We start from the raw sequence: 23,666 nt of genomic DNA on the forward strand, positions 1-23,666 counted from the left end.
ATCACCCCAATGCCTTCTTGTAGCGGCCTTCGACCAGCCGGTTGTAGCTGAGCATCACTGCGAGATTGGCCACCAGCAGCACCAGTGCCACCGCCGCGCCCAGCGGCCAGTTGAGTTCGCTCAGGTACTCGTCGTAGACGATGGTCGCGACCATCTTCAGCCGGCGTCCGCCCAGGAGCCCCGGGATGGCGAAGGAGCTCGCCGCCAGCCCGAACACGATCAGGCTGCCCGAGAGAATGCCCGGCATCACCTGCGGCAGCACGATGCGCCGCAGCGTGGTGAAGGGCGTGGCGTTGAGCGAGAGGGCGGCGTTCTCGACGCCGGGGTCGAGCTTCTGCAGCGAGGTCCACACCGGAATCACCATGAAGGGCAGCATCACGTGCACCAGCGCGATGACCACTGCCGCGCTGGTGTAGAGGATCTTCACCGGCCCGATGCCCAGCAGCTGCAGCAGCGCGTTCACCGCGCCCTCGGGGCCCAGCAGCATGCTCCAGCCGAAGGCCCGCACCACCACCGAGACCAAGAGCGGCGCGAGCACCACCAGCAGCAGCGCCGAGCGCCACGGGTTGCGCATGCGGCTGAGCACATAGGCTTCGGGCGCGCCGATCAGCACGCAGATCAGCGTGACCAGCGCCGAGACCCAGAAGGTGCGCCAGAAGATGCCGAGGTAGTAGGAGTCGGAGAACACCAGCGCGTAGTGCGCGAGCGTGAACTCGCCCGACTTCGGCCCCGTGGCCGGGTCGTAGACGTTGAACGACAGCACTGCGGTGAGCCCGAGCGGCACCACCAGCAGCACCGTGAACAGCAGCAACGCGGGGCCGGAGAGCCACCATGCGGTGGCCTTGCTTTTCGATGCGCTGCTCATGCCGCGACAGCCCTTTCATCGGCCGGCAGAAGCCGCATGCAGTGCGCCGGCCAGTCGATGCCTGTACGGCTGCCTTCGGCGAGGGCCTCGCGCCCGTCGTTGGGGCTCAGCACCATGAGCTCGCCCACCGAAGTCGCCACGCGGTAGAGCCACTGGCTGCCGAGGAAGAAGCGCTCCAGCACCTCGCCGTCGATGCGGCCGCTGCCGGGCGGCACCAGCTGCAGCTTCTCGGGCCGCACGCTCAGCAGCGCGGCGGCGTCGACACTGAAGCCGGTGTCGTCCACGTCCAGCGAGAGCGCGCCCACCTCCACGCAGGTGCGCCCGGGGCCGCTGCCCGACACGCGGCAGTCCAGCAGGTTGGCCTTGCCCACGAAGGTGGAGATGAAGCGCGTGCCCGGATGCTCGTACACGCGCTGCGGATGGTCGATCTGCGTGGCGCGCCCGCCCTCCATCACCACCACGCGGTCGCTGATCGACATCGCCTCGCTCTGGTCGTGCGTGACCATCACCGTGGTGGTGCCGACCTTGCGCTGGATCTGGCGCAGCTCGAACTGCATCTCCTCGCGCAGCTTGGCGTCGAGGTTGGACAGCGGCTCGTCCAGAAGCAGCACCGGCGGCTCGATCACCAGCGCGCGCGCCAGCGCCACCCGCTGCCGCTGGCCGCCCGAAAGCTCGCGCGGGTAGCGCGCGGCATGCTGCTCGAGGTGCACCAGCGCCAGCGCCTGCTTCACCCGTTCGGTGCGCTCGGCCTTCGGCATCTTGCGCATTTCCAGGCCGAAGCTCACGTTGTCGGCCACCGTCATGTGCGGGAAGAGGGCGTAGGTCTGGAACACGATGCCCAGCCCGCGCGTGTTGGCCTTGGCGTGCGTGATGTCCTTGCCCGCGAGCTCGATGCGGCCGCTGCTCACCGCCTCGAAGCCCGCGATCATCTGGAGCGTGGTCGTCTTGCCGCAGCCCGAAGGACCGAGCAGCGAGACGAACTCGCCCTTTTCCACCGAGAGATTCATGTCCGTCACCGCACGGGTGGCGCCATAGAACTTGGTCACGTCGGTGAGCCGCAGGAATGACATGGAACGGGCCTTTCTTCGGGGGCGAAAAGATGGCTTCAGGCACCTTGCTTCGACTTGGTGCGGGCCATGGACAGCTTGCTGTCCTTGATTCACTCTATTGCAACGATTGAGCCAGATCGCATCGGGTATTCCATTAATCAGAATCTTTCTTCAATTTATTCCGTTCAATGGAATATCATGGCTTCGATCAATGAATCGAATTCCGCAGGAGGAAGGTATGGATAGCTCTTCGGCGAACACCCCGGCCGGCGCAGGGGCGAACGCGGCGGCCAGCGGCGGCGTGCCGCGCGTCTTTTCGGTGATCCGCGCGCTCGGCGCGGTGCAGGCCGAGGGCGGGCGCGTGACGCAGATCGCGCGCTCGGTCGGCCTCACCCAGGCCACCACGCACCGGCTGCTGCAGTCGCTCATCGCCGAAGGCATGGTCGAGCAGGACGAGCGCAGCAAGCTCTACCGCCTGAGCATCGATTTCTTCGCGCTGGCCGCCAGCGCGGGCAACCCCGGCGACTTGCGCTCCATCTGCCGGCCCGTGCTGCTGCGGCTGTGCGCTAGCCTCGGCGACAGCATCTTCCTGCTGGCGCGCAGCGGCTTCGACGCCGTGTGCCTCGACCGGAGCGAAGGGCCCTTTCCCATCCGCTCCTTCACCGGCGACATCGGCGGGCGCATCGCGCTGGGCGTGGGGCAAGGTGCGCTGGCGATCCTGGCCTTCCTGCCCGAGGCCGAGCGCGAGGAGGTGATCCGCTTCAACCTTTCGCGCGTTCGCGAGTACGGCGTGTACGACGAGGTCTACCTGCGCACCGAGATCGAGCGCGTGCGGCAGCAGGGCTACGCGGGGCGCAACACCGGCCTGCTCGAAGGCATGGCCGGCGTGGCCGTACCCATCCTCGACCGCGAAGGCCGCGCGGTGGCCGCGCTGAGCGTGGGCACCATCGCCGACCGGCTCAACGCCGACCGCATGCCGACGGTGGTGGAGCTGCTGAAACGCGAGGCGGCGGCGATCGGGCCGAGGATCAATCCCTTCGACGCGACGCTGAGGCGGCCGGCGCAGAGCCTGGCGAGTTCGCCGGCGGGGCAGAAGATTCCGTTGCCCGAGCCCTCGGGGGCGGGCTGAGCAGGGAGCCGACCATGAACAACCCCTCGATCCTCTACCCCGTCTTCGCCCTCGCGGCCCTCACCGGCATGGTGCTGCTGCTCATTCCCTTCACGCGCGTGCGCGCCGTTCTGCGCCGCGAAGTCCGGGCGGCCGATTTCAGGCTGGGCGAGTCGGCGGCGGTGCCGGATGCGGTGCGCATTCCCAACCGCAACTACATGAACCTGCTGGAGCTGCCGGTGCTGTTCTACGTGGTGTGCCTGGTCTTCTACGTGGCGGCGCAGCCGACGCCCGCGGCCGTGTGGCTGGCCTGGGCCTACGTGGGGCTGCGGGCGCTGCACAGCGCGGTGCACCTGACCTACAACCACGTGCTGCACCGGTTGTACGTGTTCGCGGCGAGCAATGCGGTGCTGGTGGCGCTGTGGGTCCTGGCGGCGGCCCGGTTGGTGCGCTAGACGCACATCAAAAGGCCGGGATCCTTCCTGAAACGCATCAGGTCCTTCCATATTTTCATTAGGCAATCGCGCGGGATTCGCTGATATTGGCCGGATCAGGCCTCTCGCCGCCTTCCCGTTTTCCCTTCACCTGTCCCCCGGAGCGTGCTCATGTCCGAAGCCCAGACCTCTCTTCCCGTCGCCACCGAAGTCGAACAGCTGCTGCAGCGCCTGGGCGTGCCCCGCGCGGCCCACACCGGCGGCGAGCTGACGGTGCGTTCGCCCGTCAGCGGCGAAGTGGTGGCGCAGGTGCCGCAGACCTCGCCGGCCGAAGCGACGGCGGTGATCGGCCGCGCGCACGAGTCCTTCAAGGCCTGGCGCAACGTGCCGGCGCCGCGCCGCGGCGAGCTGGTGCGGCTGTTGGGCGAGGAACTGCGTGCCGCCAAGGCCGACCTGGGCCGTCTCGTGACGCTGGAGGCCGGCAAGATTCCGTCCGAGGGCGCGGGCGAGGTGCAGGAGATGATCGACATCTGCGACTTCGCGGTCGGCCTCTCGCGCCAGATCTACGGCCTCACGCTGGCCACCGAGCGCGCGGAGCACCGGATGATGGAAACCTGGCATCCGCTGGGCGTGTGCGGCGTGATCTCGGCCTTCAACTTCCCGGTGGCGGTGTGGTCGTGGAACGCGGCGCTGGCGCTGGTGTGCGGCGACCCGGTGGTGTGGAAGCCTTCCGAAAAGACGCCGCTGACCGCGCTGGCCGTGCACGCCATCGCGCAGCGCGCCATCGCACGCTTCGGCGACGCGCCCGAGGGCCTGCTGGGCCTGCTGCTGGGCCAGCGCGACATCGGCGAGCTGCTGGTGGACGACCACCGCGTGCCCGTTCTCTCGGCCACCGGCTCGACCGCCATGGGCCGGCAGGTGGGGCCGAAGCTGGCCGCGCGCTTCGCCCGCGCCATTCTCGAACTCGGCGGCAACAACGCCGCCATCGTCACGCCCTCGGCCGACCTCGACCTCGCGCTGCGCGGCATCGCCTTCGCGGCCATGGGCACGGCCGGCCAGCGCTGCACCACGCTGCGCCGCCTCTTCGTGCACGAGAGCGTGTACGAACAGCTGGTGCCCAAGCTCGCCAAGGTCTACGGCATCGTGCAGGTGGGCGATCCGCGCGAGGCCGGCACGCTGGTCGGCCCGCTGATCGACCGCGCGGCCTTCGACGGCATGCAGAAGGCGCTCTCCGAAAGCCGCGAGATCGGCGCCAGGGTGCACGGCGGCCAGCGCGTGGAGGGCATCGGCACGAGCGACGCCTACTACGTGCGCCCCGCGCTGGTGGAGTTGAAGTCGCACGAGGGCCCGGTGCTGCGCGAGACCTTCGCGCCCATCCTTTATGTGGTGCGCTACAGCTCGCTCGACGAGGCCATCGAGCAGCACAACGCGGTGGGCGCGGGCCTGTCGTCGTCGATCTTCACGCTGAACATGCGCGAGGCCGAGCGCTTCATGTCGAGCTCGGGCTCGGACTGCGGCATCGCCAACGTCAACATCGGCCCGAGCGGCGCCGAGATCGGCGGTGCCTTCGGCGGCGAGAAGGAAACCGGCGGCGGACGCGAAGCCGGCTCCGACAGCTGGAAGGCGTACATGCGACGCGCCACCAACACCATCAACTACTCCACGGCACTGCCGCTCGCTCAGGGCGTGACCTTCGACATCGGGGACTGAGTCCCTCCCCCCCAGGCTTCGCGCACTTCGTGTCGCTACGCCAACCCCCTCACCGGGGGCGACATCGGCGGCCCGGCAAAGCCGGTTCCGCGATGTCCCGCGAAAGGGCCGTGCGAGGTCGGGACGGCCTTCGCCTCCCCGTCAAAAACAACCATCAGGAGACAGAGCACATGAACATCGCCTTCAAGACCATTGCCGCGGCCGCGCTGCTGGCGCTTTCGTTCGGCGCCGCCGCCCAGACCGCCGCCGGCGGCACGCTCGACAAGATCAGGTCCAGCGGCAAGGTGGTGCTCGGCGTGCGCGAGGCTTCGCCGCCCATGGCCTACATGCTGGGCGCGGGCGAGAAGTACGTGGGCTATCACGTCGAGCTGTGCGAGCGCGTGCTGAAGGACATCGCGCCACAGGCCAGGCTCGAATACATGGCCGTGACCGCGCAGAACACCATCCCGCTGGTGCAGAACGGCACGCTGGACATCGGCTGCGGCCCCACCACCAACAACATGGCGCGCCAGCAGCTGGTGGCTTTCGCGCTCACCACCTACGTGAGCGAGGTGCGCATGGCCACCAGGGTCGACTCGGGCATCACCAGCCTCGACCAGCTCGCGGGCCGCAACGTGTCGGCCTCCTCCGGCACCACCGCGGTGCAGCTTCTTCGCAAGCGCGAGCGCGCGCAGAACGTCTCGTACAACACCTTGCTCGGCAAGGACCACCTGGAGAGCTTCCTGCTGATGGAGGCGGGCCGCGCCGATGCCTTCGTGCTCGACGACAACCTGCTGGCCGGGATCATCGCGAACTCGAAGAACCCCTCGGCCTACCGCATCGTGGGCGAGCCGCTGGGCTCGGAGCCGATCGCGCTGCTGTTCCGCAAGGACGACCCGGCCTTCAAGTCGGCGGTGGACGACTCGCTGCGCCGCATGATGAAGAGCGGCGAGCTCGAGAAGATCTACGGCAAGTGGTTCGTCGCAGCCATTCCGCCGAAGAACACCAGCCTGAACCTGCCGATGAGCGCGACGCTGAAGCAGCTCATTGCCGAACCCAACGACAAGCCGCTGGAGGCCTACGCCAAGTGACCGCAGACACAGTCGCCCCCGTCGTCTTTTCTCCTGCGCAGCGCGTGCGCGCCATCGGCGTCTCGGAGATCCTGCGCATCACCGATCACGCCAACGCGCTCAAGCGCGCGGGCCGCCCGGTGATCGTTCTGGGTGCGGGCGAGCCCGACTTCGACACGCCGCAGAACGTGCGCGACGCTGCCGTGCGCGCCATCGGCCGGGGCGACACGCGCTATACGGTGCTCGACGGCAGCCCGGCGATGAAGGCGGCGGTGCAGCTGAAATTCAGGCGCGACAACGCGCTCGACTTCGCGCTCGACGAGATCAGCGTGAGCGCGGGCGCCAAGCAGGTGATCTTCAACGCGCTGATGGCCAGCCTGGACCCGGGCGACGAGGTGATCCTGCCCGCGCCGTACTGGACCTCGTACGCCGACATCGTGCAGGTCTGCGGCGGCGTGCCCGTGCCGGTGGCCTGTACCGAAGCGAACGGCTTCAGGCTCGACGCGGCGCAGCTGGAGGCGGCCATCACGCCGCGCACGCGCTGGCTCTTCCTGAATTCGCCCTCGAACCCGAGCGGCGCGGCCTACAGCGCTGCGCAGCTCAAGCCGCTGTGCGAGGTGCTGCTGCGCCATCCGCAGGTCTGGGTGCTGGCGGACGACATCTACGAGCACATCCTCTACGACGGTCTGGCCTTCGCCACGCCGGCGGCGGTGGAGCCGCGCCTGCGCGAGCGCACGCTGACGGTGAACGGCGTGTCCAAGGCCTATGCGATGACCGGCTGGCGCGTGGGCTACGGCGCGGGGCCGCGCGCGCTGATTGCAGCGATGGCGGTGGTGCAGAGCCAGACCACCTCCTGCCCCTCGTCCATCAGCCAGGCAGCCGCCATCGAGGCGCTGACCGGGCCGCAGGACATCGTGGCCCAGCGCTGCGCCGACTTCCAGGCGCGGCGCGACTTCGTGGTCGCCGCGCTGAACCGCGCGCCGGGCCTGCACTGCCGCGTGCCTGAGGGCGCGTTCTACACATTCGCGAGCTGCGCCGGCGTGCTCGGCAGGCGCACGCGCGGCGGCACTCTGCTGCACAGCGACAGCGACTTCTGCCGCTACCTGCTGCAGGACTTCGAGGTGGCGGTGGTGCCGGGCAGCGTGTTCGGGCTGGCGCCGTATTTCCGCATCTCGTACGCGACCTCGATGGCGCAGCTGCAGGAGGCCTGCGAGCGCATCGCCGCCGCCTGCGCCGCGCTCGAGTGAGCGACCCATCGGCCTCTTTCATTTCATCGGAAACCCCATGACCACACCCCGCACAGGCGGCCAGATCCTGGTCGACCAGCTCGTCACCCACGGCGTCGAGCAGCTCTTCTGCGTACCCGGCGAGAGCTTTCTCGCCGTGCTCGACGCGCTGCACGACGCCTCCATCGACGTGACCGTGTGCCGCCAGGAAGGTGGCGCGACGATGATGGCCGAGGCCCAGGGCAAGCTCACCGGCAGGCCGGGCGTGTGCTTCGTGACGCGCGGGCCGGGCGCCACCAATGCATCGGCGGGCGTGCACATCGCGCACCAGGACTCGACGCCGCTGCTGCTCTTCGTCGGCCAGGTCGCGCGCGACGCGCTGGGCCGCGAGGCCTTCCAGGAGCTGGACTACGGCGCGGTGTTCGGCACCATGGCCAAGTGGGTGGTGCAGATCGACGACCCGGCGCGCGTGCCCGAGTTGGTGTCGCGCGCCTTCCATGTCGCGACTTCGGGCCGGCCCGGCCCGGTGGTGATCGCGCTGCCGGAAGACATGCTGACCGAGGCCGCGACGGTGGCCGACGCGCAGCCTTATGCCGTCACCGAAACGCATCCGGGCGCGGCGCAGCTCGCCGAGCTGCAGCAGCGCCTGTCGCAGGCGCAGCGGCCGGTGGTCATTTTGGGAGGCAGCCGCTGGTCCGAGAAGGCGGCGCGGCAGTTCGCGGACTTCGCGGCGGCGTTCTCGCTGCCCGTGTACTGCTCGTTTCGCCGCCAGATGCTGATGTCGGCCGAGCATCCCTGCTACGCGGGCGACCTCGGGCTGGGCGTCAATCCGAAGATGCTGGAGCGCATCCGCAACGCCGACCTGATCCTGCTGGCCGGCGGGCGCCTGTCGGAGGTGCCGTCGCAGGGCTATGAGCTGCTGTCCATCCCGCAGCCGAAGCAGGCGCTGGTGCACGTGCATGCCGATGCCGACGAGCTCGGCAAGCTGTATCGCCCGGCGCTGGGCATCCATGCCACGCCGCAGGCATTCGCCGAAGCCGTTTCCACGCTGCGCCCCGCGCAGGTTCCGGCCTGGGCAGCGGAAACGAATACCGCGCGCCAAGACTTCCTGCGCTGGAGCGACCCGTCGCCGATCCGCATTCCGGGCGCGCTGCAGATGGGCGAGGTCATGCAGCACCTGCGCGAGGTGCTGCCGGCCGACACCATCTTCTGCAACGGCGCGGGCAACTTCGCCACCTGGGTGCACCGCTTCTGGCCGTTCCGCGCGTACGCGAGCCAGCTCGCGCCCACCAGCGGCTCGATGGGCTACGGCCTGCCGGCCGGCGTCGGCGCCAAGCGGCTGTGGCCGCAGCGCGAGGTGGTGGTGTTCGCGGGCGACGGCGACTTCATGATGCACGGCCAGGAATTCGCCACCGCCGTGCAGTACGGGCTGCCGATCATCGTGGTGCTGCTGGACAACGCCATGTACGGCACCATCCGCATGCACCAGGAAAAGCACTACCCCGGCCGCATCAGCGCCACGCAGCTGAAGAACCCGGACTTCCGTGGTTACGCGGAGGTGTTCGGCGGGCACGGCGAGCGCGTCGAGAGCACCGAAGAGTTCGGCCCCGCGCTGGCCCGTGCGCGCGCCAGCGGCAAGCCGGCGATCCTGCACTGCCTGCTGGACCCGGAGGCCATCACGCCGGGCAGCACGCTGCAGTCGATTCGCAAGGCTGCGCTGGAGGGCTGAGCAAGCCTCAGCGCAGGCCGCCTACGTACCGGGGTGGGGGCGTGGGCGGCTGGCCGTCGGGCTGGCGCGCCGCCAGGCGCGCGGCGCGTGCCAGCGGTTCCATCGCCTGCTCCAGGCGGGTGGCGAGCAGGTAGAGCTCCTCGTCCTTGGTGTCGGCGGCGTGCGCGCGCGTCATGCGCACGATCTCGGCGGCGTACTCGGCATTGGTCGCCATCCATTCGGTGTCGGTCACGCGGCCGTGCTTTCGCCGCAGCGCCACGTGGAGGCGGGCGGCGAGGGCGATGCGTTCGCTTTCGGACATGGATGGGGACATGGCTTGTTTCCTCCGGCGGTGGGTCAACTGCTCCCGAGATGTTCCCTGTGCTGTGCAAGATCGAGGCCCAGCTGCTCGCTGTCGGCATCGACGCGCAGGCCGACGATGACGTGCACCAGGAACAGCACCACCGCCGTGCCCGCCGCACTGAAGATGGCCACGCTGCCGACCGCGATCGCCTGCGTCAGCACGTCGCCGGTGGCGCCCGAGATGCGTGCGTCGGCGAACACGCCCGTCAGCAGCGCACCCACGATGCCGCCGATGCCGTGCACGCCGAACACGTCGAGCGAGTCGTCCGCCCCCAGCAGGTGCTTCAGGCCGGTGGCGCCCCAATAGCAGGCCAGCCCCGCGATGGCGCCGATGGCCAGCGCGGCCGGCGGCGTGACGAAGCCGGCCGCCGGCGTGATGGCCACCAGCCCGGCCACGAGGCCCGAGCACAGGCCCAGCAGCGAGGGGCTGCGCCGCACGATCCATTCGCCGAGCATCCAGCTCATGGCGCCGGCGGCCGCCGCGATGTGCGTGACCAGCATCGCCAGCCCCGCGCGGCCGTCGGCCGCCACCGCCGAGCCGGCATTGAAGCCGAACCAGCCCACCCACAGCAGGCCGGCGCCGGTCATGGTGAAGGCCAGGTTGTAGGGCTCGAAGGCCTCGCGGCCGTAGCCCTTGCGCGAGCCGAGGGCGTAGGCGCACACGAGCCCGGCGATGCCGGCGTTGACGTGCACCACCGAGCCGCCCGCGAAGTCGAGCGCGCCCATCTGCGCGAGCCAGCCGCCCGGCTCCCAAACCCAGTGCGCGACGGGTGCGTAGACCAGCACGCTCCACAGCAGCGCGAACCAAAGGATCGCCGAGAAGCGCATGCGCTCGACGAAGGCGCCGAGCACCAGCGCCGTGGTGATGATCGCGAAGGTCAGCTGGAACATCGCGTAGACCGACTCGGGCACGTTGGGCGCCACGTGGCTCACCGCGAGCTGGCCGGCCTCCTTCAGGTAGTCGAAGCCCGAGAACCAGAAGCGCCCGGAGCCGCCGAGCCAGGGCCAGCCCTCGGTGAAAGCCAGCGAATAGCCCACCGCGAACCAGGTCAGCGAGACCGTCGAGGCGATCGCCACCACCGCGGCCATGGTGGCCAGCACGTTCTTGCGGCGCACCATGCCCGCGTAGAAGAGAGCGATGCCGGGCAGCGTCATCAGCAGCACCAGCGCGGTCGAGGTCATCATCCATGCGGTGTCTGCCGCGTTGATGGAGGCTTGCGGTGCCAGGGCCATGGTCGCTTTCTTCTTCATGTGGTGGACTCAGGCGCCCCGTGCACAAGTCGTGCCACGTCGTTAACTATCAGAAACACTTTGGTTTGCAAATCGGGCTTCCCGCGTAAGGCAAAGCGGGTAATTCCCTATGCACTGAGGCGGTGCGTGCCCCTAAAGTCTGCGCACTCGCGAACGGGCCCTGCTCGTGTGCCGAGGGTCCGAGGAGACAAACCCCCAAGCAACAATAAAAATTCTTCAAAGGCTCCGTACGAGATGCCTGTCCAAGCTTGAAAGGCGCCGCTGGTCGGCGCCTTTTTTATTTGTGCGGGGCTTGGGCATCGGCCATTCCAGCTACTTTTTCGATAGCACCGGGGTGAGACAATCCGGGCCCTATGGAAATGCTGGTGGTCACGGGCGCCTCTGCGCTCGCGGGTTTTGTCGATTCGATCGTGGGCGGAGGCGGCCTGATCCTGGTGCCTGCGCTGTTCGCCGTGTTCCCGGGCGCACCGCCCGCGACCCTGCTGGGCACCAACAAGAGCGCGTCCATCTGGGGCACGGCCGCCGCCGCGGCCCAGTTCAGCCAGCGGGTGCAGATGCGCTGGGGCGCGCTGTGGCCGGCCGCGCTGCTCGGCTTTGCCGGCTCGATGCTGGGCGCCTGGGGCGTCACCATGTTTCCGGGCGACTTCCTGCGCAAGGCGCTGCCGCTCATCCTGCTGGGCGTGCTGCTGTACACGCTGGCGCGCAAGGACATGGGCCGCATGCACGCGCCGCGCTTCTCGGGCAGGGCGGAGACGCTGGCGGCCTGCACCATCGGCCTGTCGATCGGGCTGTACGACGGCTTCTTCGGGCCGGGTGCGGGCAGCTTCCTGGTGTTCCTCTTCGTGCGCTGGATGGGCTACGACTTCCTCAACGCCTCGGCTTCGGCCAAGATCATCAACACGCTGACCAACGCCGCCGCGCTGATTTTGCTGGCGGCCAAGGGCCACGTCTGGTGGCACTACGGGCTGGTGATGGCTGTGGCCAACGTGGCCGGCAGCGTGCTGGGCACGCGGGTTGCACTGAAGCACGGCGCGGGCTTCGTGCGGGTGGTGTTCATCGTGGTGGTGAGCGCGCTGATACTGAAGACCGCCTACGACGCATTCCTGAAATAGCGCAACACGAAAGTCGCCCGATGTCCTCTCCCCAAGATCCCGTCGAGCGGCCCGTTCCCGTCAGCTTCTGGCAGGCCTTCGGCTACTGGCTCAAGCTGGGCTTCATCAGCTTCGGCGGGCCGGCCGGGCAGATCGCGCTGATGCACCAGGAGCTGGTGGAGCGCAGGCGCTGGATCTCGGAGAAGCGATTCCTCCACGCCCTCAACTACTGCATGCTGCTGCCCGGCCCCGAGGCCCAGCAGCTCGCCACCTACATCGGCTGGCTCATGCATCGCACCTGGGGCGGCATCGCGGCGGGGGCGCTGTTCGTGCTGCCCTCGCTCTTCATCCTGATCGCGCTGTCGTGGGTCTACATGGCCTACGGGCAGGTGCCGGCGGTGGCGGGGCTGCTGTACGGCGTGAAGCCTGCCGTGACGGCCATCGTGCTGTTCGCGGCCTGGCGCATCGGCTCGCGGGTGCTGAAGAACGCATGGCTGTGGGCGATCGCGGCGGCGGCCTTCGCGGCGATCTTCGCGCTGAGCGTGCCCTTTCCGCTGATCGTGCTGGCGGCCGCAGCCATCGGCTATTTCGGCAGCCGGGTGGCGCCGGAGCGCTTCGCGCCCGGCGGCGGGCATGGCGCGGCGGTGGCTTCCGCCGGCCCGGCGCTCATCGACGACGACACCCCCACGCCCGCGCACGCGCGCTTCGGCTGGGGCCGCTTCTGGCGCGTGCTGGGCGTGTTCCTCGCGCTGTGGCTGGGCGCCATGGGCGCGCTCACGGCGCTGTACGGCTGGCACGGCACGCTCACGCAGATGGGCTGGTTCTTCACCAAGGCCGCGCTGCTGACCTTCGGCGGCGCCTATGCGGTGCTGCCCTACGTGTTCCAGGGCGCCGTCGACCACTACGGCTGGCTCGGCGCCACGCAGATGATCGACGGCCTCGCGCTGGGCGAGACCACGCCGGGGCCGCTGATCATGGTGGTGTCCTTCGTGGGCTTCGTCGGCGGCTGGAACCAGGCGCTGTTCGGCACCGGTTCGCTTTTCACTGCGGGCGCGGTGGCGGCGACGGTGGTGAGCTTCTTCACCTTCCTGCCGTCGTTCCTCTTCATCCTGCTGGGCGGTCCCTTCATCGAGTCGACGCACGGCAACCTGAAGCTCACCGCGCCGCTCACGGCCATCACGGCAGCGGTGGTGGGCGTGATCGTCAACCTGGCGGTGTTCTTCGCCTGGCACGTGCTGTGGCCGAAGGGAGCCGGGGGAGGCTTCGACGCGGCATCGGCGGCGATCGGGCTGGTCGCCGCCGTGGCGCTGTTCCGCTTCAAGGCCGGTGTGATCCCGGTGGTGCTCGCCTCGGCCCTGCTGGGGCTGGCGTGGCAGCTGTTGTTGCTGCCTTTGCTCGTGCGCTGAGGCTCAATCCTCTACAAACGCCTCTTCGCGCTTGGCCTTGATGGCCGGGAGAAGCACGATGCCCAGCAGCAGGACAGCAGCGATCAGGAGCCCCGCCGACAGCGGCCGCGTGACGAACACGCTCCACGCGCCGCGCGACAGCAGCAGCGCCCGGCGCAGGTTCTCTTCCATCATCGGCCCGAGGATGAAGCCCAGCAGCAGCGGCGCGGGCTCGGTGCGCAGCTTGATGAAGAGGTAGCCGATGAAGCCGAAGGCCGCCACCATCCACACGTCGAAGGTGTTGTTGTTGGTCGAGTACACGCCGATCGCGCAGAACAGCACGATGGCCGGGAACAGGAACTTGTAGGGCACCGTCAGCAGCTTGATCCACATGCCGATCAGCGGCAGGTTCAGGATGATCAGCATCGCGTTGCCGATCCACATGGAGGCGATCAGGCCCCAGAAGAGCTCCGGGTTGCTGGTCATCACCTGCGGACCGGGCTGGATGTTGTGGATGGTCATCGCGCCCACCATCAGCGCCATCACCGCGTTGGGCGGAATGCCAAGCGTCAGCAGCGGGATGAAGGAGGTCTGCGCGCCGGCGTTGTTGGCCGACTCCGGCGATGCGACGCCGCGGATGTTGCCCTTGCCGAAGGCCACTTCGCCGGGGCGCATGCGGATCTTCTTCTCCAGCGCGTAGGAGGCGAAGGAGGCCAGCAGCGCGCCGCCGCCCGGCAGGATGCCCAGGGCCGAGCCGAGGGCCGTGCCGCGCAGCACCGCGGGCAGCATGCGCTTGAAGTCGTCCTTGGTGGGCCACAGGCCCTTGACCTTGTGCGTGAACACCTCGCGCTCGTCGTCGGGCTGCGAGAGGTTGCCGATGATCTCGCCGTAGCCGAACACGCCCATGGCGATGACCACGAAGCCGATGCCGTCGGTGAGCTCCGGAATGTCGAAGCTGTAGCGCGCCACGCCCGAGTTGACGTCGGTGCCCACGATGCCCAGCAGCAGGCCCAGCACGATCATCGCCACCGCCTTCAGCAGCGAGCCCGAAGCCAGCACCACCGCGCCGATCAGGCCCAGCACCATCAGCGAGAAGTACTCGGCAGGGCCGAACTTGAAGGCCAGTTCGGTCAGAGGCGGCGCGAAGGCGGCCAGGATCAGCGTGCCCACGCAGCCCGCGAAGAACGAGCCCAGGCCGGCGGCGGCGAGTGCCGGGCCCGCGCGGCCCTGCCTTGCCATCTGGTAGCCGTCGATGCAGGTGACCACCGACGAGGACTCTCCCGGCAGGTTCACTAGGATGGCCGTGGTGGAGCCCCCGTACTGGGCGCCGTAGTAGATGCCGGCCAGCATGATCAGCGCCGACACGGGCGGCAGCGCATAGGTGGCCGGCAGCAGCATCGCGATGGTCGCGACGGGGCCGATGCCCGGGAGCACGCCGATCAGCGTGCCAAGGATGCAGCCGATCAGGCAGTACAGCAGGTTGGTGAAGGTGAACGCGACGCCGAAGCCGGTCGCGAGGTTGTTGAAGAGTTCCATGGCGGTGTGCTCCTCAACCTGCGATGAAGGTGGGCCAGACCTGGATCTGCAGCTTCAGCGCCCAGATGAACGCCACGTAGCTGCCGGCCGCCAGGATGGTCGCGAGGATCAGCACGTCGCGCAGCCTGAAGTGCTCGCCCGCCATGCTGGAGATGATGGTGAGCGCGTAGATCGCGATGATCATGCCCATGGCCGGCAGCCCGATGCTGGGCAGCCCGCCCAGCAGCACGCCGAAGGCGAGGTTGGCGCCGAGCACGAAGGCCAGAGGCTTCCAGGCCCACTTGCCGATCGGGTCGCCGTCGGTGGTCTCGACCACCATCGCCTGGAACATGATGATCGCGCCCAGCACCGCCAGCAGGATGCCCAGCATGAGCGGGAAGTAGCCCGGCCCCATGCGCGCGCCGTCGCCGATGGTGTAGGTGGTCGCGCCGATGGCGAAGGCGCCTCCCACGGTGGTGAACATGACTCCTGAAAAGAAGTCCGCCTGGCTCTTTATCCGCATGTCTCGCTCCTCTTGTATTGGGGAAACGAGGGTCGATCTGCGCGCCTGACCGTTGGCTGACCGGTGCGGTACGAACAAATGCGTACCGCAGGGCAAGGGTTCTCCCCGGGGCCGGTGTGTCCCGGAAACGAAAAAAGCTCCCGGAGGAGCTTTTTCATTCAGAGGCCCGAGGGCCCTGGAGGGGGTTCGACTCAGTAGCCGCCGCGGCCGCCGCCGCCGTAGCCGCCACCGCCGCCACCGTAGCCGCCGCCACCGCTGCGGTCGCCACCGTAGCCACCGCGGTCGCCGCCGTAGCCACCGCCACCGCTGCGGCCGCCGCCGCCGTAGCCGCCACCACCACCGCCGTAGCCGCCGCCACCGCTACGGGGGGGACGGGCTTCCATCGGACGGGCTTCGTTCACCGTCAGGGCGCGGCCCTGCAGGGGTTGGCCGTTCATGGCTTCGATGGCTGCGAGCGCTTCGGCATCCGTGCCCATTTCGACGAAGCCGAAGCCCTTCGAACGGCCGGTGTCACGTTCCATCATGACCTTGGCACTGACGATCGAGCCGAATTCGCCGAAGGCTTGTTCGAGATCGTTGTCGCGGATCGAGTAGGCGAGGTTGCCCACGTAAAGTTTCTTGCCCATTGAGGGACTCCTGATTCAAACCAACAAAAAAACAAAAAAGCGATGGAGTCCCAGAATCACAACAAACAAGAACTGCGCTGTGGCGCGAAACTGACCGATCACCAAATTACGTGCACGGGAGCCGCAATGCGACTCACTGACACGTAGCGGGCATTATCCAGCCCGATTTCGAAAAAGATGTGGCGAAATCGCGCCTTATCGGGAAACTCCCCGTTCCGGAGGGCGGTTTCGCAACGGTTTCAGCAGCCCGGAAAGCCCGTTGTGGTCTATTTCATGCATCAGGGCGAGCAGCCGGCCGATTTCTCCCGAGGGAAAACCCTCGCGTGCGAACCAACCCAGGTAGTTGCCGGGCAGGTCCGCAATCAGCGTGCCCTTGTGCTTGCCGAAGGGCATTTCGAGCGTTACCAGCCGTTGCAGGTCTTCGGGGTTCATGGAGCGCTCAGCCTCCCGCGCGCTTGACCGTATGGCCCAGCTTCACCAGCGCTGCGATCACCGTTTCGCGGTGGTCGCCCTGTATCTCGATGGTGCCGTCCTTCACCGTGCCGCCCGTGCCGCAGGCCGTCTTGAGCTGCTTGCTCAGCGCCAGCAGGGCCGCCGCGTCGAGCGCCATGCCCTTCACTACCGTCACGCCCTTGCCTTTGCGGCCCTTTGTCTCGTGCGACACGCGCACAATGCCGTCGGTGGCCGGCGTGCCGCGCGCCTTTTCCAGTTCCTTGCAGCGGCAACGGGCCACGGGCTCGCCGCAGCCGGGACACATGCGTCCGCCCCCGTCGGTGGAATACACCAGGGTGCTGCCGCCGGACTGGCCGGTGCGCTGCTGTTTCATCGTCGACATCCGATACGCCTCTTTCTGCTTTCGATCTTTCTCTCTCTTCGCCCGCCGCGCTCATACACATGCCATTCGACTCACTGGGCCTGGCCCCCGCGCTCGTGCAGGCCGCCGCCCGAAGCGGCTTTTCCACGCCGACGCCCATCCAGGCCGCGGCCATTCCCGCCATTCTGCAAGGCCGCGACCTGCGGGGCTCGGCACAGACCGGCTCCGGCAAGACCGCCGCATTCTCCCTGCCCCTGCTGCAGCGCCTGACCGAGCAGCGTGAGGGCCCGCGCCGCGTTCGCGCGCTCGTGCTGGTGCCCACGCGCGAACTCGCGGGCCAGGTCGGCGACACCATGCACGACCTGGCGCAGCACCTGCCCGAGCGCCTGAAGATAGTCACCGCCTTCGGCGGCGTGTCGATCAACCCGCAGATGATGAGCCTGCGCGGCGGCGCCAACATCGTCGTCGCCACCCCCGGGCGGCTGCTGGACCTGGTGGAGCACAACGCGCTCAGGCTGGACGCGGTCGCCATGCTCGTGCTCGACGAGGCCGACCGCCTTTTCGACCTGGGTTTCGCCGAGGAACTCGGACGCATCCTCGAACTGCTGCCGAAGCGGCGCCAGAACCTGTTCTTCTCCGCCACCTTCCCGCCGGCCATCCAGGCGCTGGCCGACGGCATGCTGCGCGACCCCGCCATCGTCGACGTGCAGGGCGAGCCGGGCACCGCGCCCGACATCGTGCAGCGCGTGATCGAGGTCGACGCGAGCCGTCGCACCCAGCTGCTGCGCCACCTGCTCGAGCAGCACGAGAACGAGTGGGACCGCGTGCTGGTCTTCGTCGCCACGCAGCACGCGGCGCAGACCGTGGCCGAGAAGCTCTACCGCAACGGCATCTACGCCGTGCCCTTCCACGGCGACATCGCGCAGGGCACCCGCAGCAACATCCTCTCGCAGTTCAAGCAGAGCCGGTGGGACGTGGTGATCGCCACCGACCTCGCCGCGCGCGGCATCGACATCGCGCAACTGCCCGTGGTCGTCAACTACGACCTGCCGCGCTCGCCGACCGACTACATCCACCGCATCGGCAGGACCGGGCGCGCGGGAGAGCGCGGCCTGGCGATCAGCTTCGTGAGCGCGGCCACCGAGGCCCATTTCCGCCTGATCGAGAAACGCAACGGCCTGCGGCTGCCGCGCGAGCGCGTCGAGGGCTTCGAGCCGACGGAAACCGCGCCGCCGGTGGTGGACGCCTCGGGCACGGGGGGGATCAAGGGGAAGAGGCCGAGCAAAAAGGACAAGCTGCGGGCGGCTGCTGCGAAGGCCGCGGCAGCGACGAAGACCTCAGGCGCCGACTGATCCGTCCGGTGCGGCGTGGAACTCGCCGGGCGAATGCCTCGCCAGTTCCGCCAGCAGCAGCGTCCACGCGCGTGTGCCTTCGCGGATCGACTGCAGCCTGAAGAACTCGTTCGGCGCGTGCACGTCCTCGTCGGGCAGGTTGAAGCCGAACATCAGCGTGTCGATGCCCAGCATCTCCTTGAAGATCGACGTCACCGGAACGCTCGCGCCGAGCCGTACGTGGATGGGGCGAGTGCCGGTCTCGCGCTCCAGTACCGCTTCGGCCGCGCGTACCAGCGGATGAGTGGGCGCGAGCGTCGATGCGGGGGAACCTTCGCTGATGGCGATCACGTCGAGCGTGCAGCCGGGCGGGCAGTGCCGGCGCAGGTGGGCCAGCACCGAGCGGACGACCGCGTCTGCATCCTGCCCGGCGACCACGCGCACGGTGAGCTTGGCCTGCGCCTCGCAAGGCACGATGGTCTTGCCGCCCCCGCCGGTGTAGCCGCCCCAGAGGCCGTTCACGTCGAGCGCGGGCCGCAAGGTGATGCGTTCGCGCGCGGTGTAGCCGGGCTCGCCGTGCGCGCTGCCGCCCACGTCGCAGAAGAACGCAGCTTCGTCGTACGGAAACGCCGCGGTGTCGGCGCGCTGCCTGTCGGTGGGCGGCACCGCGCCGTCGTGGAAGCCTTGCACGGCCACGCCCCCGTCCGCGTCGTGCAGCGATGCGATCAGCCGCGCCATCTCGTGCAGCGCGTTGCGCACGCCGCCGCCGTAGCGGCCCGAGTGCAGGTCCTTGTGCGCGGTGCGCAGCCGCACCTCGAGCTGCGCGTTGCCGCGCGCGCCGGTGTTGACGGTGGGCACGCTGGCGCTCGCGCGGCCGCCGTCGGCGGAAAGCACCGCATCGGCCTGCAGCAGCGCACGATGCCGGGCGACGATGGCCCGCAGCGAAGGGCTGCCGGTTTCTTCCTCGCCTTCGAGGAACACCTTGATGTTCACCGGGCAGCGGCCGTGCACCGACAGGAAGGCGGCGATGACTTCGAGCGCGATGGTGGTCGAGCCTTTCACGTCGGAGGTGCCGCGGCCGTAGAGCCGGCCGTCGATCTCGGTCGGTTCGAACGGCGGCGTGCGCCACTGCTCGAGCGGGTCGGCCGGCTGCACGTCGTAGTGGCCGTAGACCATCAGCGTGGGCCGCCCCGGCGCGCCGTTCCATTCGCCGTACACGGCCGGCTCGCCATCGCCGTCGAGCAGGCGCACGCCGCAAAGGCCCATGCGCCGAAGCCGCTCGACGAGGAAGCCTCGCGCCTCGTGCATGCCCTGTGCGAAGGCCGGATCGGCGCTCACGCTCGGGATGCACAGGAAGGCCTTGAGCCATTCCACGATCTCGGGCTGGCGCGCGTCGAGGTGGTCGATGATCTGCTGTGGTTCGTTCATGGGCGTGGCGCGGCTGCGTACTGGCATCAGTACAAAGGCGGGAACACGGCCGGCCCCCACAGCGTGTCGCACTTGTGCGTGTGCTCGAAGGCATTGCTCGACACCTTGACTGCCGGGTAGCTGAAGTCGATCAGCGCCCGGTCGGCCGGCCCGGTGAAGCGCGGCCAGCGCGTGGGGACGTTGCGGCCGTTGCCGTTCGGGTCGCCGGTCTTCGCGAAGTTGAGCAAGTACGCGCGCATCTGCGTCGCGAGCGCTTTGCGTTGCGCGGTGGTTGTCGCCTCCGGTGCGACTGTGCTGCCGGGATCGAAGTACGGGTAGCTGGTCAGCGCGTCGACGGTGCCGGTGAAGTAGTAGCTGTCCATGCCGTGGGCCGTGCCGTAGTAGAAGCCCGTGGGGCTTGCCGGGAACGAAAGCTGCGGATCGGTCAGCTCCCAGCCGTACACCGGTACCCACGCCGACAGCGCATCGCGCCGCGCGCTGTTCCCGCAAGCGTACATCGCATCGCCCATGGCCCGGGCGATGCCCTGCGCCGGCACCGCGTAGTTGCCGACCGGGTAGGCCGCCTCGATGGCCGTGGTGTCGTAGCCGGCCGGAGCGAGGCCGCGCAGGTACAGCGGGTAGTAGGCGGCGCTGAGCTTCGTGTCGACGAACAGCGTGCCTTCGTCGAACACGCCGCCGATCATCACCGGCACCTGGTTGAAGTTGCCGCTCTCGAATGCGCGCGCGGGCACCTGCGTGATGACCTGCGCATCCACCGTCGGGCGCCACTTGAGCCCGCCCTGCGCGAGCAGCGCGGACACCGGAAGCGCCCGCAGGCACGCCACCACGTCGGCCGCGCCCGTGCAGCCGAGGTTGGTCACGGCGGTATCGCCCACCGCGAGAGAGGTGTCCATGCTCGGGTTCGAGTACTCCGCCGCGCCTCCGCTCTGCATCACCGCACGCTGGAACAGGCCCTTGGCCTTGGGCGACTGCAGCAGCGAGAAGCTCTGCGTCGCGCCCGCCGATGTGCCCCACAGCGTGACGTTGCCAGCATCCCCGCCGAAGGCCGCGATGTTCCTTTTGACCCAGCCGAGCGCGGCCAGTTGGTCCATCACCGCGAAGTTGCCGAGGCTGCCATCCTTGTTGGCCGCGCGCAGCGCCTTGTTCGCCAGATAACCGAGCGCGCCCAGCCGATAGTTGAAGCTCACGACCACCACGCCCTGGCTGGCCAGCGGGCTCGGTCCCATCTCGCCGGAGCCCAGCGTGAACGCGCCGCCGTGGATGTAGAACACCACCGGCAGAGCGGCGCCGGGCTGCGTTCCGGCCGGCTTCCACACGTTGATGTAGAGGCAGTCCTCGGCGATCGGCGACGACACCGCGCCAGGGGCCTGGGGGCAGGCATTGCCGAAGGCCCTGGCCTGCAGAGTGTCGGCATGCGCGGCCGGCGGCTGCGGCGGTGCCCAGCGCAGTGCGCCCACCGGCGGCTGCGCATATGGAATGCCGAGGAAGGACACCATCTCTGCGCTCGCAGTGCCGGCGACCTTGCCTTCGGTCGTCATCGCGATGGTCGTGTCTTGGGCGGGGGGCGCCGCCGCCGGCGCGGGGCTGGCGGCAGGCGCGGGCGGCGGCAGGATACCGGCGAATCCGCCGCCGCCGCCGCTGCCACCCCCGCCGCAGGCGGAGAGCGACAGCGCGACCAGCAGCGCCAGGCAACGGGTTTGTCTCGTCTTCATGGGAACACCTCTTTGAATAGTTGGAATGAGGAGGAGGGAGCGGGCAGGGCCGGCCGTCAGGGCGACTCGTAGCCGATGGCCTTGACCAGATCGCGGTAGCGGGCGATCTCCGCCGCGTAGAACTTCTCGCCCGCCTCGAGGCCCATCGGCTCGAACACGGCCTTGGCCTGCGATTCCAGCTGTGCCCGCGCGTGCGGGTTCTTCAGCGCCGCGCCGATGGCCGCGTTGAGCCGCTCGGCAATGGGACGCGGCGTGCCCTTGCGCACCATGTACGAGGTCCAGATGCCGAAGTCGAAGTCCTTCATGTCCCGGCTCTGCGCGCTGGTCTGCAGCATGTCGAAGGGCGGCGGCAGGCGCCTGCCCGGCGAGAGGGAGCCGATCACGCGCAGCCGTCCCTGCTTCACGTAGTCGGCATAGAAGGCCTGGTACGGCATGAAGGCGAAGTCGATCTGCCCGCCGATCAGGTCCTGGATGATCGGCGCGCCGCCCTTGTAGGGCACGTGCGTGACCGGTGCGCCGGTGCGCTTCGTGAAGAGCTCACCGAGCAGGTGGTACAGCGTGCCCGCGCCCGGCGTGCCGTAGCTCAGCGGCGCGTCCTTGCGCGAGCGCGCGAGCGTCACGAACTCATCCAGCGTCTGCACCGGCAGGGCGCTGTTCACCACCAGCACCAGCGGCGACGTGGCCACCGGCGCGATCCACTGGAAGTCTTCCGGCCTGTAGCGCGTGCTCCTGTTGACCAGGCCCGACAGGATCAGCTCGTTGGGCGAGCCCTGGAACAGGTAGTAGCCGTCGGCCGGCGCCGCCAGCACCTTGTTGGCCGCGATGGCGCCGGTCGCGCCGCCGAGGTTCTCGACGATCACCTGTCCGCCCAGTTCCTTGCCGACCAGGTCGTTCAGCGCCCGCGCGGTGAAGTCGCTGGCCGCGCCCGCAGGGTAGGGAACCATCATCGTGACGACCTTCGCCGGGTAGGGCGCCTGCGCCATCGCCGCCGTCGCCGCGCAGCCTAGAAGAGCCAGCGCGCCGAGCCATTGACCGAACCGCTTCATGGGAAATTCCTTGGTCCAAAGTAGTACGCGATGGATGCTAGGAATCGGGGTTCTATCTGTCCAATGCATTGTTTTTGTCATTACCATGAGTGCATCTCATGCATATGACGACGGCATCCGACTCGCCATGAACCTCCAGCAACTCGATCACCTGCTCGCGCTCGCCGAAACAGGCTCCTTCAGTAGGGCTTCCGAGAAAGTGCACTTGACGCAGCCCGCGCTGAGCCGAAGCATCCAGATGCTCGAGCAGGAGTTGGGCATGCAGCTCGTCGATCGCGTCGGCAAGCGCAACGAGCTCACGCCCTTCGGCGCGATGGTGCTGGCGCGGGCCAAGCGCATCTCGATGGAGGCGCACGAGCTCAAGCGCGCCGCCGCGCTGCTGGCCGAAGGGCAGGCCGGATCGGTGAGGCTCGGGCTGGGTGCGGCGCCGGGCGCGTTGTTCTCGTCGCCGCTTCTGATCCACATGCTGCGCAACCATCCGAAGGTCGGGCTGCAGCTGCACGGCGGCGGACCGGAGCTGCAGCTTGCGGCCCTGCGCGCGCGCAATCTCGATGCCGTGGTGCTCACGTACCGCGCCGTCTCGCCGCGCGAGGACCTGAGCATCGAGGTGCTGCCGACCATGCGCTCGGGCTTCGTCTGCAGGCGCGACCATCCATTGCTGAAGCAGGGGCGCGGCAAGCCGGTGCGCTTCGGTGACCTGGCTCGCTATCCGGTGATCTCGACCATGGTGAGCGACGACGTGGCACGCATCCTGGTCGAGCGCTACGGCAGCGACGCGAGCCCGCAGCGCTGGCTGCATGTTTCATCGGAAGACATCGGCGCGCTGATCGAGGCCGTGCGCAACACCGATGCCGTCTTCCTGGGCGTACTCGCAGCCACGCGTGCGCTGCAGGACAGCGGTGAGCTGTCGGAACTGTGGGTGACTCCGGCAGCCGGGCTCAGCGCCCAGTTCGCCTTCGTCACGCTCGAAGGCCGAACCGAGGCGCCTGCGCTGCGGCTGGTGCGCGAGTTCTGTGTCGGACTCGCGCAGGCCGGCGCCGATCAGCCCACCGCGTAATCCACCTGATGCCGCGCGATCCGCAGATCGCCCAGCTCTTCACGCACGCGCAGGTGCGCCGGATGCGTGGCATAGCCGTCGAGCGAAGCCTGGCTGTCGAACTCGCTGTAGAGCACCACGTCGCAGGCGTAGCCCACGCGGCTCGAATCGACGCCGACCTCGATGTGCAGCAGGCCGGGTATCTGCCCGCGCAGCGATTCGAACTTGCGCTTGAGCAGCTGGGTGGCCCGCGCCTTTTCTTCGGGCGTGTCTGCGCGCAGGTCCCACATCACGATGTGCTTCAGCATGGCGCTCGCGTGCCCGTGGCGGGCTCGCCGAAAGAAAGATGGGGAATGAAGGTCACACGGGCTCCTGCTGCCTGGCTTGGCGCGACCG

23 protein-coding genes are annotated in these 23,666 nt (G+C 68.7%); 10 read left to right on the forward strand and 13 right to left on the reverse strand.

Annotated features, from left to right (window positions below):
• Position 1: 1 nt before the first annotated feature.
• Entirely contained in the window at positions 2-865 is an 864-nt protein-coding gene (locus ABL844_RS02105; protein ID WP_184640282.1) for an ABC transporter permease, read from the reverse strand.
• Positions 862-1,935: an ABC transporter ATP-binding protein gene (locus ABL844_RS02110; RefSeq protein WP_418130347.1), complete on the reverse strand. Its 1,074-nt coding sequence runs from the start codon at positions 1,933-1,935 to the stop codon at positions 862-864. The genes ABL844_RS02105 and ABL844_RS02110 overlap by 4 nt, the downstream gene beginning before the upstream one ends.
• A 217-nt stretch (positions 1,936-2,152) precedes the next feature.
• Between ABL844_RS02110 and ABL844_RS02115 the strand changes: the two genes are divergently transcribed.
• From ABL844_RS02115 to ABL844_RS02140, 6 genes are all read left to right on the forward strand, one after another.
• Positions 2,153-3,043: an IclR family transcriptional regulator gene (locus ABL844_RS02115; RefSeq protein ID WP_418130348.1), complete on the forward strand. Its 891-nt coding sequence runs from the start codon at positions 2,153-2,155 to the stop codon at positions 3,041-3,043.
• A gap of 14 nt (positions 3,044-3,057) precedes the next feature.
• Positions 3,058-3,477, forward strand: a complete 420-nt coding sequence (locus ABL844_RS02120) for an MAPEG family protein (protein WP_184640276.1) — start codon at positions 3,058-3,060, stop codon at positions 3,475-3,477.
• Positions 3,478-3,627: 150 nt separating this feature from the next.
• The gene (locus ABL844_RS02125; protein ID WP_418130349.1) at positions 3,628-5,166 is read left to right on the forward strand and encodes an aldehyde dehydrogenase family protein; all 1,539 of its coding nucleotides are present in this window, start codon (positions 3,628-3,630) and stop codon (positions 5,164-5,166) included.
• 170 nt (positions 5,167-5,336) lie between these two features.
• Positions 5,337-6,236, forward strand: coding sequence for an amino acid ABC transporter substrate-binding protein (locus ABL844_RS02130; RefSeq protein ID WP_184640272.1), 900 nt, complete (start codon positions 5,337-5,339; stop codon positions 6,234-6,236).
• Positions 6,233-7,462: a pyridoxal phosphate-dependent aminotransferase gene (locus ABL844_RS02135; protein ID WP_418130350.1), complete on the forward strand. Its 1,230-nt coding sequence runs from the start codon at positions 6,233-6,235 to the stop codon at positions 7,460-7,462. The genes ABL844_RS02130 and ABL844_RS02135 overlap by 4 nt, the downstream gene beginning before the upstream one ends.
• 37 nt (positions 7,463-7,499) lie before the next feature.
• Positions 7,500-9,170, forward strand: a complete 1,671-nt coding sequence (locus ABL844_RS02140) for a thiamine pyrophosphate-binding protein (RefSeq protein ID WP_418130351.1) — start codon at positions 7,500-7,502, stop codon at positions 9,168-9,170.
• A 7-nt stretch (positions 9,171-9,177) separates the two neighbouring features.
• Here ABL844_RS02140 and ABL844_RS02145 read toward each other — a convergent pair whose 3' ends face one another.
• Both ABL844_RS02145 and ABL844_RS02150 read right to left on the reverse strand, forming a co-directional pair.
• A complete protein-coding gene (locus ABL844_RS02145) occupies positions 9,178-9,483 on the reverse strand; it encodes a hypothetical protein (RefSeq protein WP_019655447.1) in 306 nt (101 codons plus the stop codon).
• 23 nt (positions 9,484-9,506) lie between these two features.
• On the reverse strand, positions 9,507-10,763 hold the full coding sequence (locus ABL844_RS02150; protein ID WP_184640266.1) for an ammonium transporter: 1,257 nt from the start codon (positions 10,761-10,763) through the stop codon (positions 9,507-9,509).
• A gap of 353 nt (positions 10,764-11,116) precedes the next feature.
• On the opposite strand from ABL844_RS02150, the gene ABL844_RS02155 reads away from it, so the two are divergent.
• Together ABL844_RS02155 and chrA are read left to right on the forward strand one after the other, a co-directional pair.
• Positions 11,117-11,875 (forward strand): sulfite exporter TauE/SafE family protein, encoded by a 759-nt coding sequence (locus ABL844_RS02155; protein ID WP_093206951.1) that lies wholly within the window; start codon positions 11,117-11,119, stop codon positions 11,873-11,875.
• A 20-nt stretch (positions 11,876-11,895) separates the two neighbouring features.
• Positions 11,896-13,260 (forward strand): chromate efflux transporter, encoded by a 1,365-nt coding sequence (chrA, locus tag ABL844_RS02160; RefSeq protein ID WP_418130352.1) that lies wholly within the window; start codon positions 11,896-11,898, stop codon positions 13,258-13,260.
• 3 nt (positions 13,261-13,263) lie between these two features.
• Here the strand turns inward: chrA and ABL844_RS02165 are convergent, their stop codons facing one another.
• The 5 genes from ABL844_RS02165 to ABL844_RS02185 all read right to left on the reverse strand — a co-directional run bounded on the left by ABL844_RS02165 (position 13,264) and on the right by ABL844_RS02185 (position 16,738).
• Positions 13,264-14,775, reverse strand: coding sequence for a tripartite tricarboxylate transporter permease (locus tag ABL844_RS02165; RefSeq protein ID WP_126022357.1), 1,512 nt, complete (start codon positions 14,773-14,775; stop codon positions 13,264-13,266).
• 13 nt (positions 14,776-14,788) lie between these two features.
• Complete coding sequence (locus tag ABL844_RS02170) at positions 14,789-15,277, reverse strand: tripartite tricarboxylate transporter TctB family protein (protein ID WP_126022356.1); 489 nt, start codon at positions 15,275-15,277, stop codon at positions 14,789-14,791.
• Between the two features lie 191 nt (positions 15,278-15,468).
• Complete coding sequence (locus ABL844_RS02175) at positions 15,469-15,903, reverse strand: RNA recognition motif domain-containing protein (protein WP_369659956.1); 435 nt, start codon at positions 15,901-15,903, stop codon at positions 15,469-15,471.
• 195 nt (positions 15,904-16,098) lie between these two features.
• Complete coding sequence (locus tag ABL844_RS02180) at positions 16,099-16,335, reverse strand: DUF3820 family protein (protein ID WP_418123900.1); 237 nt, start codon at positions 16,333-16,335, stop codon at positions 16,099-16,101.
• A gap of 7 nt (positions 16,336-16,342) precedes the next feature.
• Positions 16,343-16,738: a translation initiation factor Sui1 gene (locus ABL844_RS02185; RefSeq protein ID WP_418130353.1), complete on the reverse strand. Its 396-nt coding sequence runs from the start codon at positions 16,736-16,738 to the stop codon at positions 16,343-16,345.
• A gap of 59 nt (positions 16,739-16,797) precedes the next feature.
• On the opposite strand from ABL844_RS02185, the gene ABL844_RS02190 reads away from it, so the two are divergent.
• Entirely contained in the window at positions 16,798-18,069 is a 1,272-nt protein-coding gene (locus tag ABL844_RS02190; RefSeq protein ID WP_418130354.1) for a DEAD/DEAH box helicase, read from the forward strand.
• On the opposite strand, the gene ABL844_RS02195 is transcribed toward ABL844_RS02190, so the two are convergent.
• From ABL844_RS02195 to ABL844_RS02205, 3 genes are read right to left on the reverse strand one after another with little or no spacing between them, the layout of a single operon-like run.
• A complete protein-coding gene (locus tag ABL844_RS02195; protein WP_418130355.1) occupies positions 18,055-19,476 on the reverse strand; it encodes a dipeptidase in 1,422 nt (473 codons plus the stop codon). The two genes, ABL844_RS02190 and ABL844_RS02195, sit on opposite strands and share 15 nt — an antisense overlap.
• Positions 19,477-19,502: 26 nt before the next feature.
• Positions 19,503-21,188 carry a carboxylesterase/lipase family protein gene (locus ABL844_RS02200; protein WP_418130356.1) on the reverse strand — a complete coding sequence of 562 codons (1,686 nt, stop codon included), beginning with the start codon at positions 21,186-21,188 and terminating at the stop codon, positions 19,503-19,505.
• Between the two features lie 56 nt (positions 21,189-21,244).
• Positions 21,245-22,234 (reverse strand): tripartite tricarboxylate transporter substrate binding protein, encoded by a 990-nt coding sequence (locus ABL844_RS02205; RefSeq protein WP_418130357.1) that lies wholly within the window; start codon positions 22,232-22,234, stop codon positions 21,245-21,247.
• Positions 22,235-22,361: 127 nt separating this feature from the next.
• Between ABL844_RS02205 and ABL844_RS02210 the strand changes: the two genes are divergently transcribed.
• Positions 22,362-23,291, forward strand: a complete 930-nt coding sequence (locus ABL844_RS02210) for a LysR family transcriptional regulator (RefSeq protein WP_418130358.1) — start codon at positions 22,362-22,364, stop codon at positions 23,289-23,291.
• Here ABL844_RS02210 and ABL844_RS02215 read toward each other — a convergent pair.
• Positions 23,276-23,578, reverse strand: a complete 303-nt coding sequence (locus tag ABL844_RS02215) for a Dabb family protein (protein ID WP_184640258.1) — start codon at positions 23,576-23,578, stop codon at positions 23,276-23,278. The two genes, ABL844_RS02210 and ABL844_RS02215, sit on opposite strands and share 16 nt — an antisense overlap.
• Between the last annotated feature and the right edge of the window lie 88 nt (positions 23,579-23,666).

Source organism: Variovorax sp. 278MFTsu5.1, assembly GCF_048305045.1.
GTDB lineage: Bacteria > Pseudomonadota > Gammaproteobacteria > Burkholderiales > Burkholderiaceae_C > Variovorax > Variovorax guangxiensis.

Excerpts from the sequence above, each read along its gene's own strand:
- ABL844_RS02105 (WP_184640282.1), bottom strand. The coding sequence starts at position 865 with ATGAGCAGCGCATCGAAAAGCAAGGCCACCGCATGGTGGCTCTCCGGC.
- ABL844_RS02110 (WP_418130347.1), bottom strand. The coding sequence starts at position 1,935 with ATGTCATTCCTGCGGCTCACCGACGTGACCAAGTTCTATGGCGCCACC.
- ABL844_RS02115 (WP_418130348.1), top strand. The coding sequence starts at position 2,153 with ATGGATAGCTCTTCGGCGAACACCCCGGCCGGCGCAGGGGCGAACGCG.
- ABL844_RS02120 (WP_184640276.1), top strand. The coding sequence starts at position 3,058 with ATGAACAACCCCTCGATCCTCTACCCCGTCTTCGCCCTCGCGGCCCTC.
- ABL844_RS02125 (WP_418130349.1), top strand. The coding sequence starts at position 3,628 with ATGTCCGAAGCCCAGACCTCTCTTCCCGTCGCCACCGAAGTCGAACAG.
- ABL844_RS02130 (WP_184640272.1), top strand. The coding sequence starts at position 5,337 with ATGAACATCGCCTTCAAGACCATTGCCGCGGCCGCGCTGCTGGCGCTT.
- ABL844_RS02140 (WP_418130351.1), top strand. The coding sequence starts at position 7,500 with ATGACCACACCCCGCACAGGCGGCCAGATCCTGGTCGACCAGCTCGTC.
- ABL844_RS02145 (WP_019655447.1), bottom strand. The coding sequence starts at position 9,483 with ATGTCCCCATCCATGTCCGAAAGCGAACGCATCGCCCTCGCCGCCCGC.
- ABL844_RS02150 (WP_184640266.1), bottom strand. The coding sequence starts at position 10,763 with ATGAAGAAGAAAGCGACCATGGCCCTGGCACCGCAAGCCTCCATCAAC.
- ABL844_RS02155 (WP_093206951.1), top strand. The coding sequence starts at position 11,117 with ATGGAAATGCTGGTGGTCACGGGCGCCTCTGCGCTCGCGGGTTTTGTC.
- chrA (WP_418130352.1), top strand. The coding sequence starts at position 11,896 with ATGTCCTCTCCCCAAGATCCCGTCGAGCGGCCCGTTCCCGTCAGCTTC.
- ABL844_RS02165 (WP_126022357.1), bottom strand. The coding sequence starts at position 14,775 with ATGGAACTCTTCAACAACCTCGCGACCGGCTTCGGCGTCGCGTTCACC.
- ABL844_RS02170 (WP_126022356.1), bottom strand. The coding sequence starts at position 15,277 with ATGCGGATAAAGAGCCAGGCGGACTTCTTTTCAGGAGTCATGTTCACC.
- ABL844_RS02175 (WP_369659956.1), bottom strand. The coding sequence starts at position 15,903 with ATGGGCAAGAAACTTTACGTGGGCAACCTCGCCTACTCGATCCGCGAC.
- ABL844_RS02180 (WP_418123900.1), bottom strand. The coding sequence starts at position 16,335 with ATGAACCCCGAAGACCTGCAACGGCTGGTAACGCTCGAAATGCCCTTC.
- ABL844_RS02185 (WP_418130353.1), bottom strand. The coding sequence starts at position 16,738 with ATGTCGACGATGAAACAGCAGCGCACCGGCCAGTCCGGCGGCAGCACC.
- ABL844_RS02190 (WP_418130354.1), top strand. The coding sequence starts at position 16,798 with ATGCCATTCGACTCACTGGGCCTGGCCCCCGCGCTCGTGCAGGCCGCC.
- ABL844_RS02195 (WP_418130355.1), bottom strand. The coding sequence starts at position 19,476 with ATGAACGAACCACAGCAGATCATCGACCACCTCGACGCGCGCCAGCCC.
- ABL844_RS02200 (WP_418130356.1), bottom strand. The coding sequence starts at position 21,188 with ATGAAGACGAGACAAACCCGTTGCCTGGCGCTGCTGGTCGCGCTGTCG.
- ABL844_RS02205 (WP_418130357.1), bottom strand. The coding sequence starts at position 22,234 with ATGAAGCGGTTCGGTCAATGGCTCGGCGCGCTGGCTCTTCTAGGCTGC.
- ABL844_RS02210 (WP_418130358.1), top strand. The coding sequence starts at position 22,362 with ATGAACCTCCAGCAACTCGATCACCTGCTCGCGCTCGCCGAAACAGGC.
- ABL844_RS02215 (WP_184640258.1), bottom strand. The coding sequence starts at position 23,578 with ATGCTGAAGCACATCGTGATGTGGGACCTGCGCGCAGACACGCCCGAA.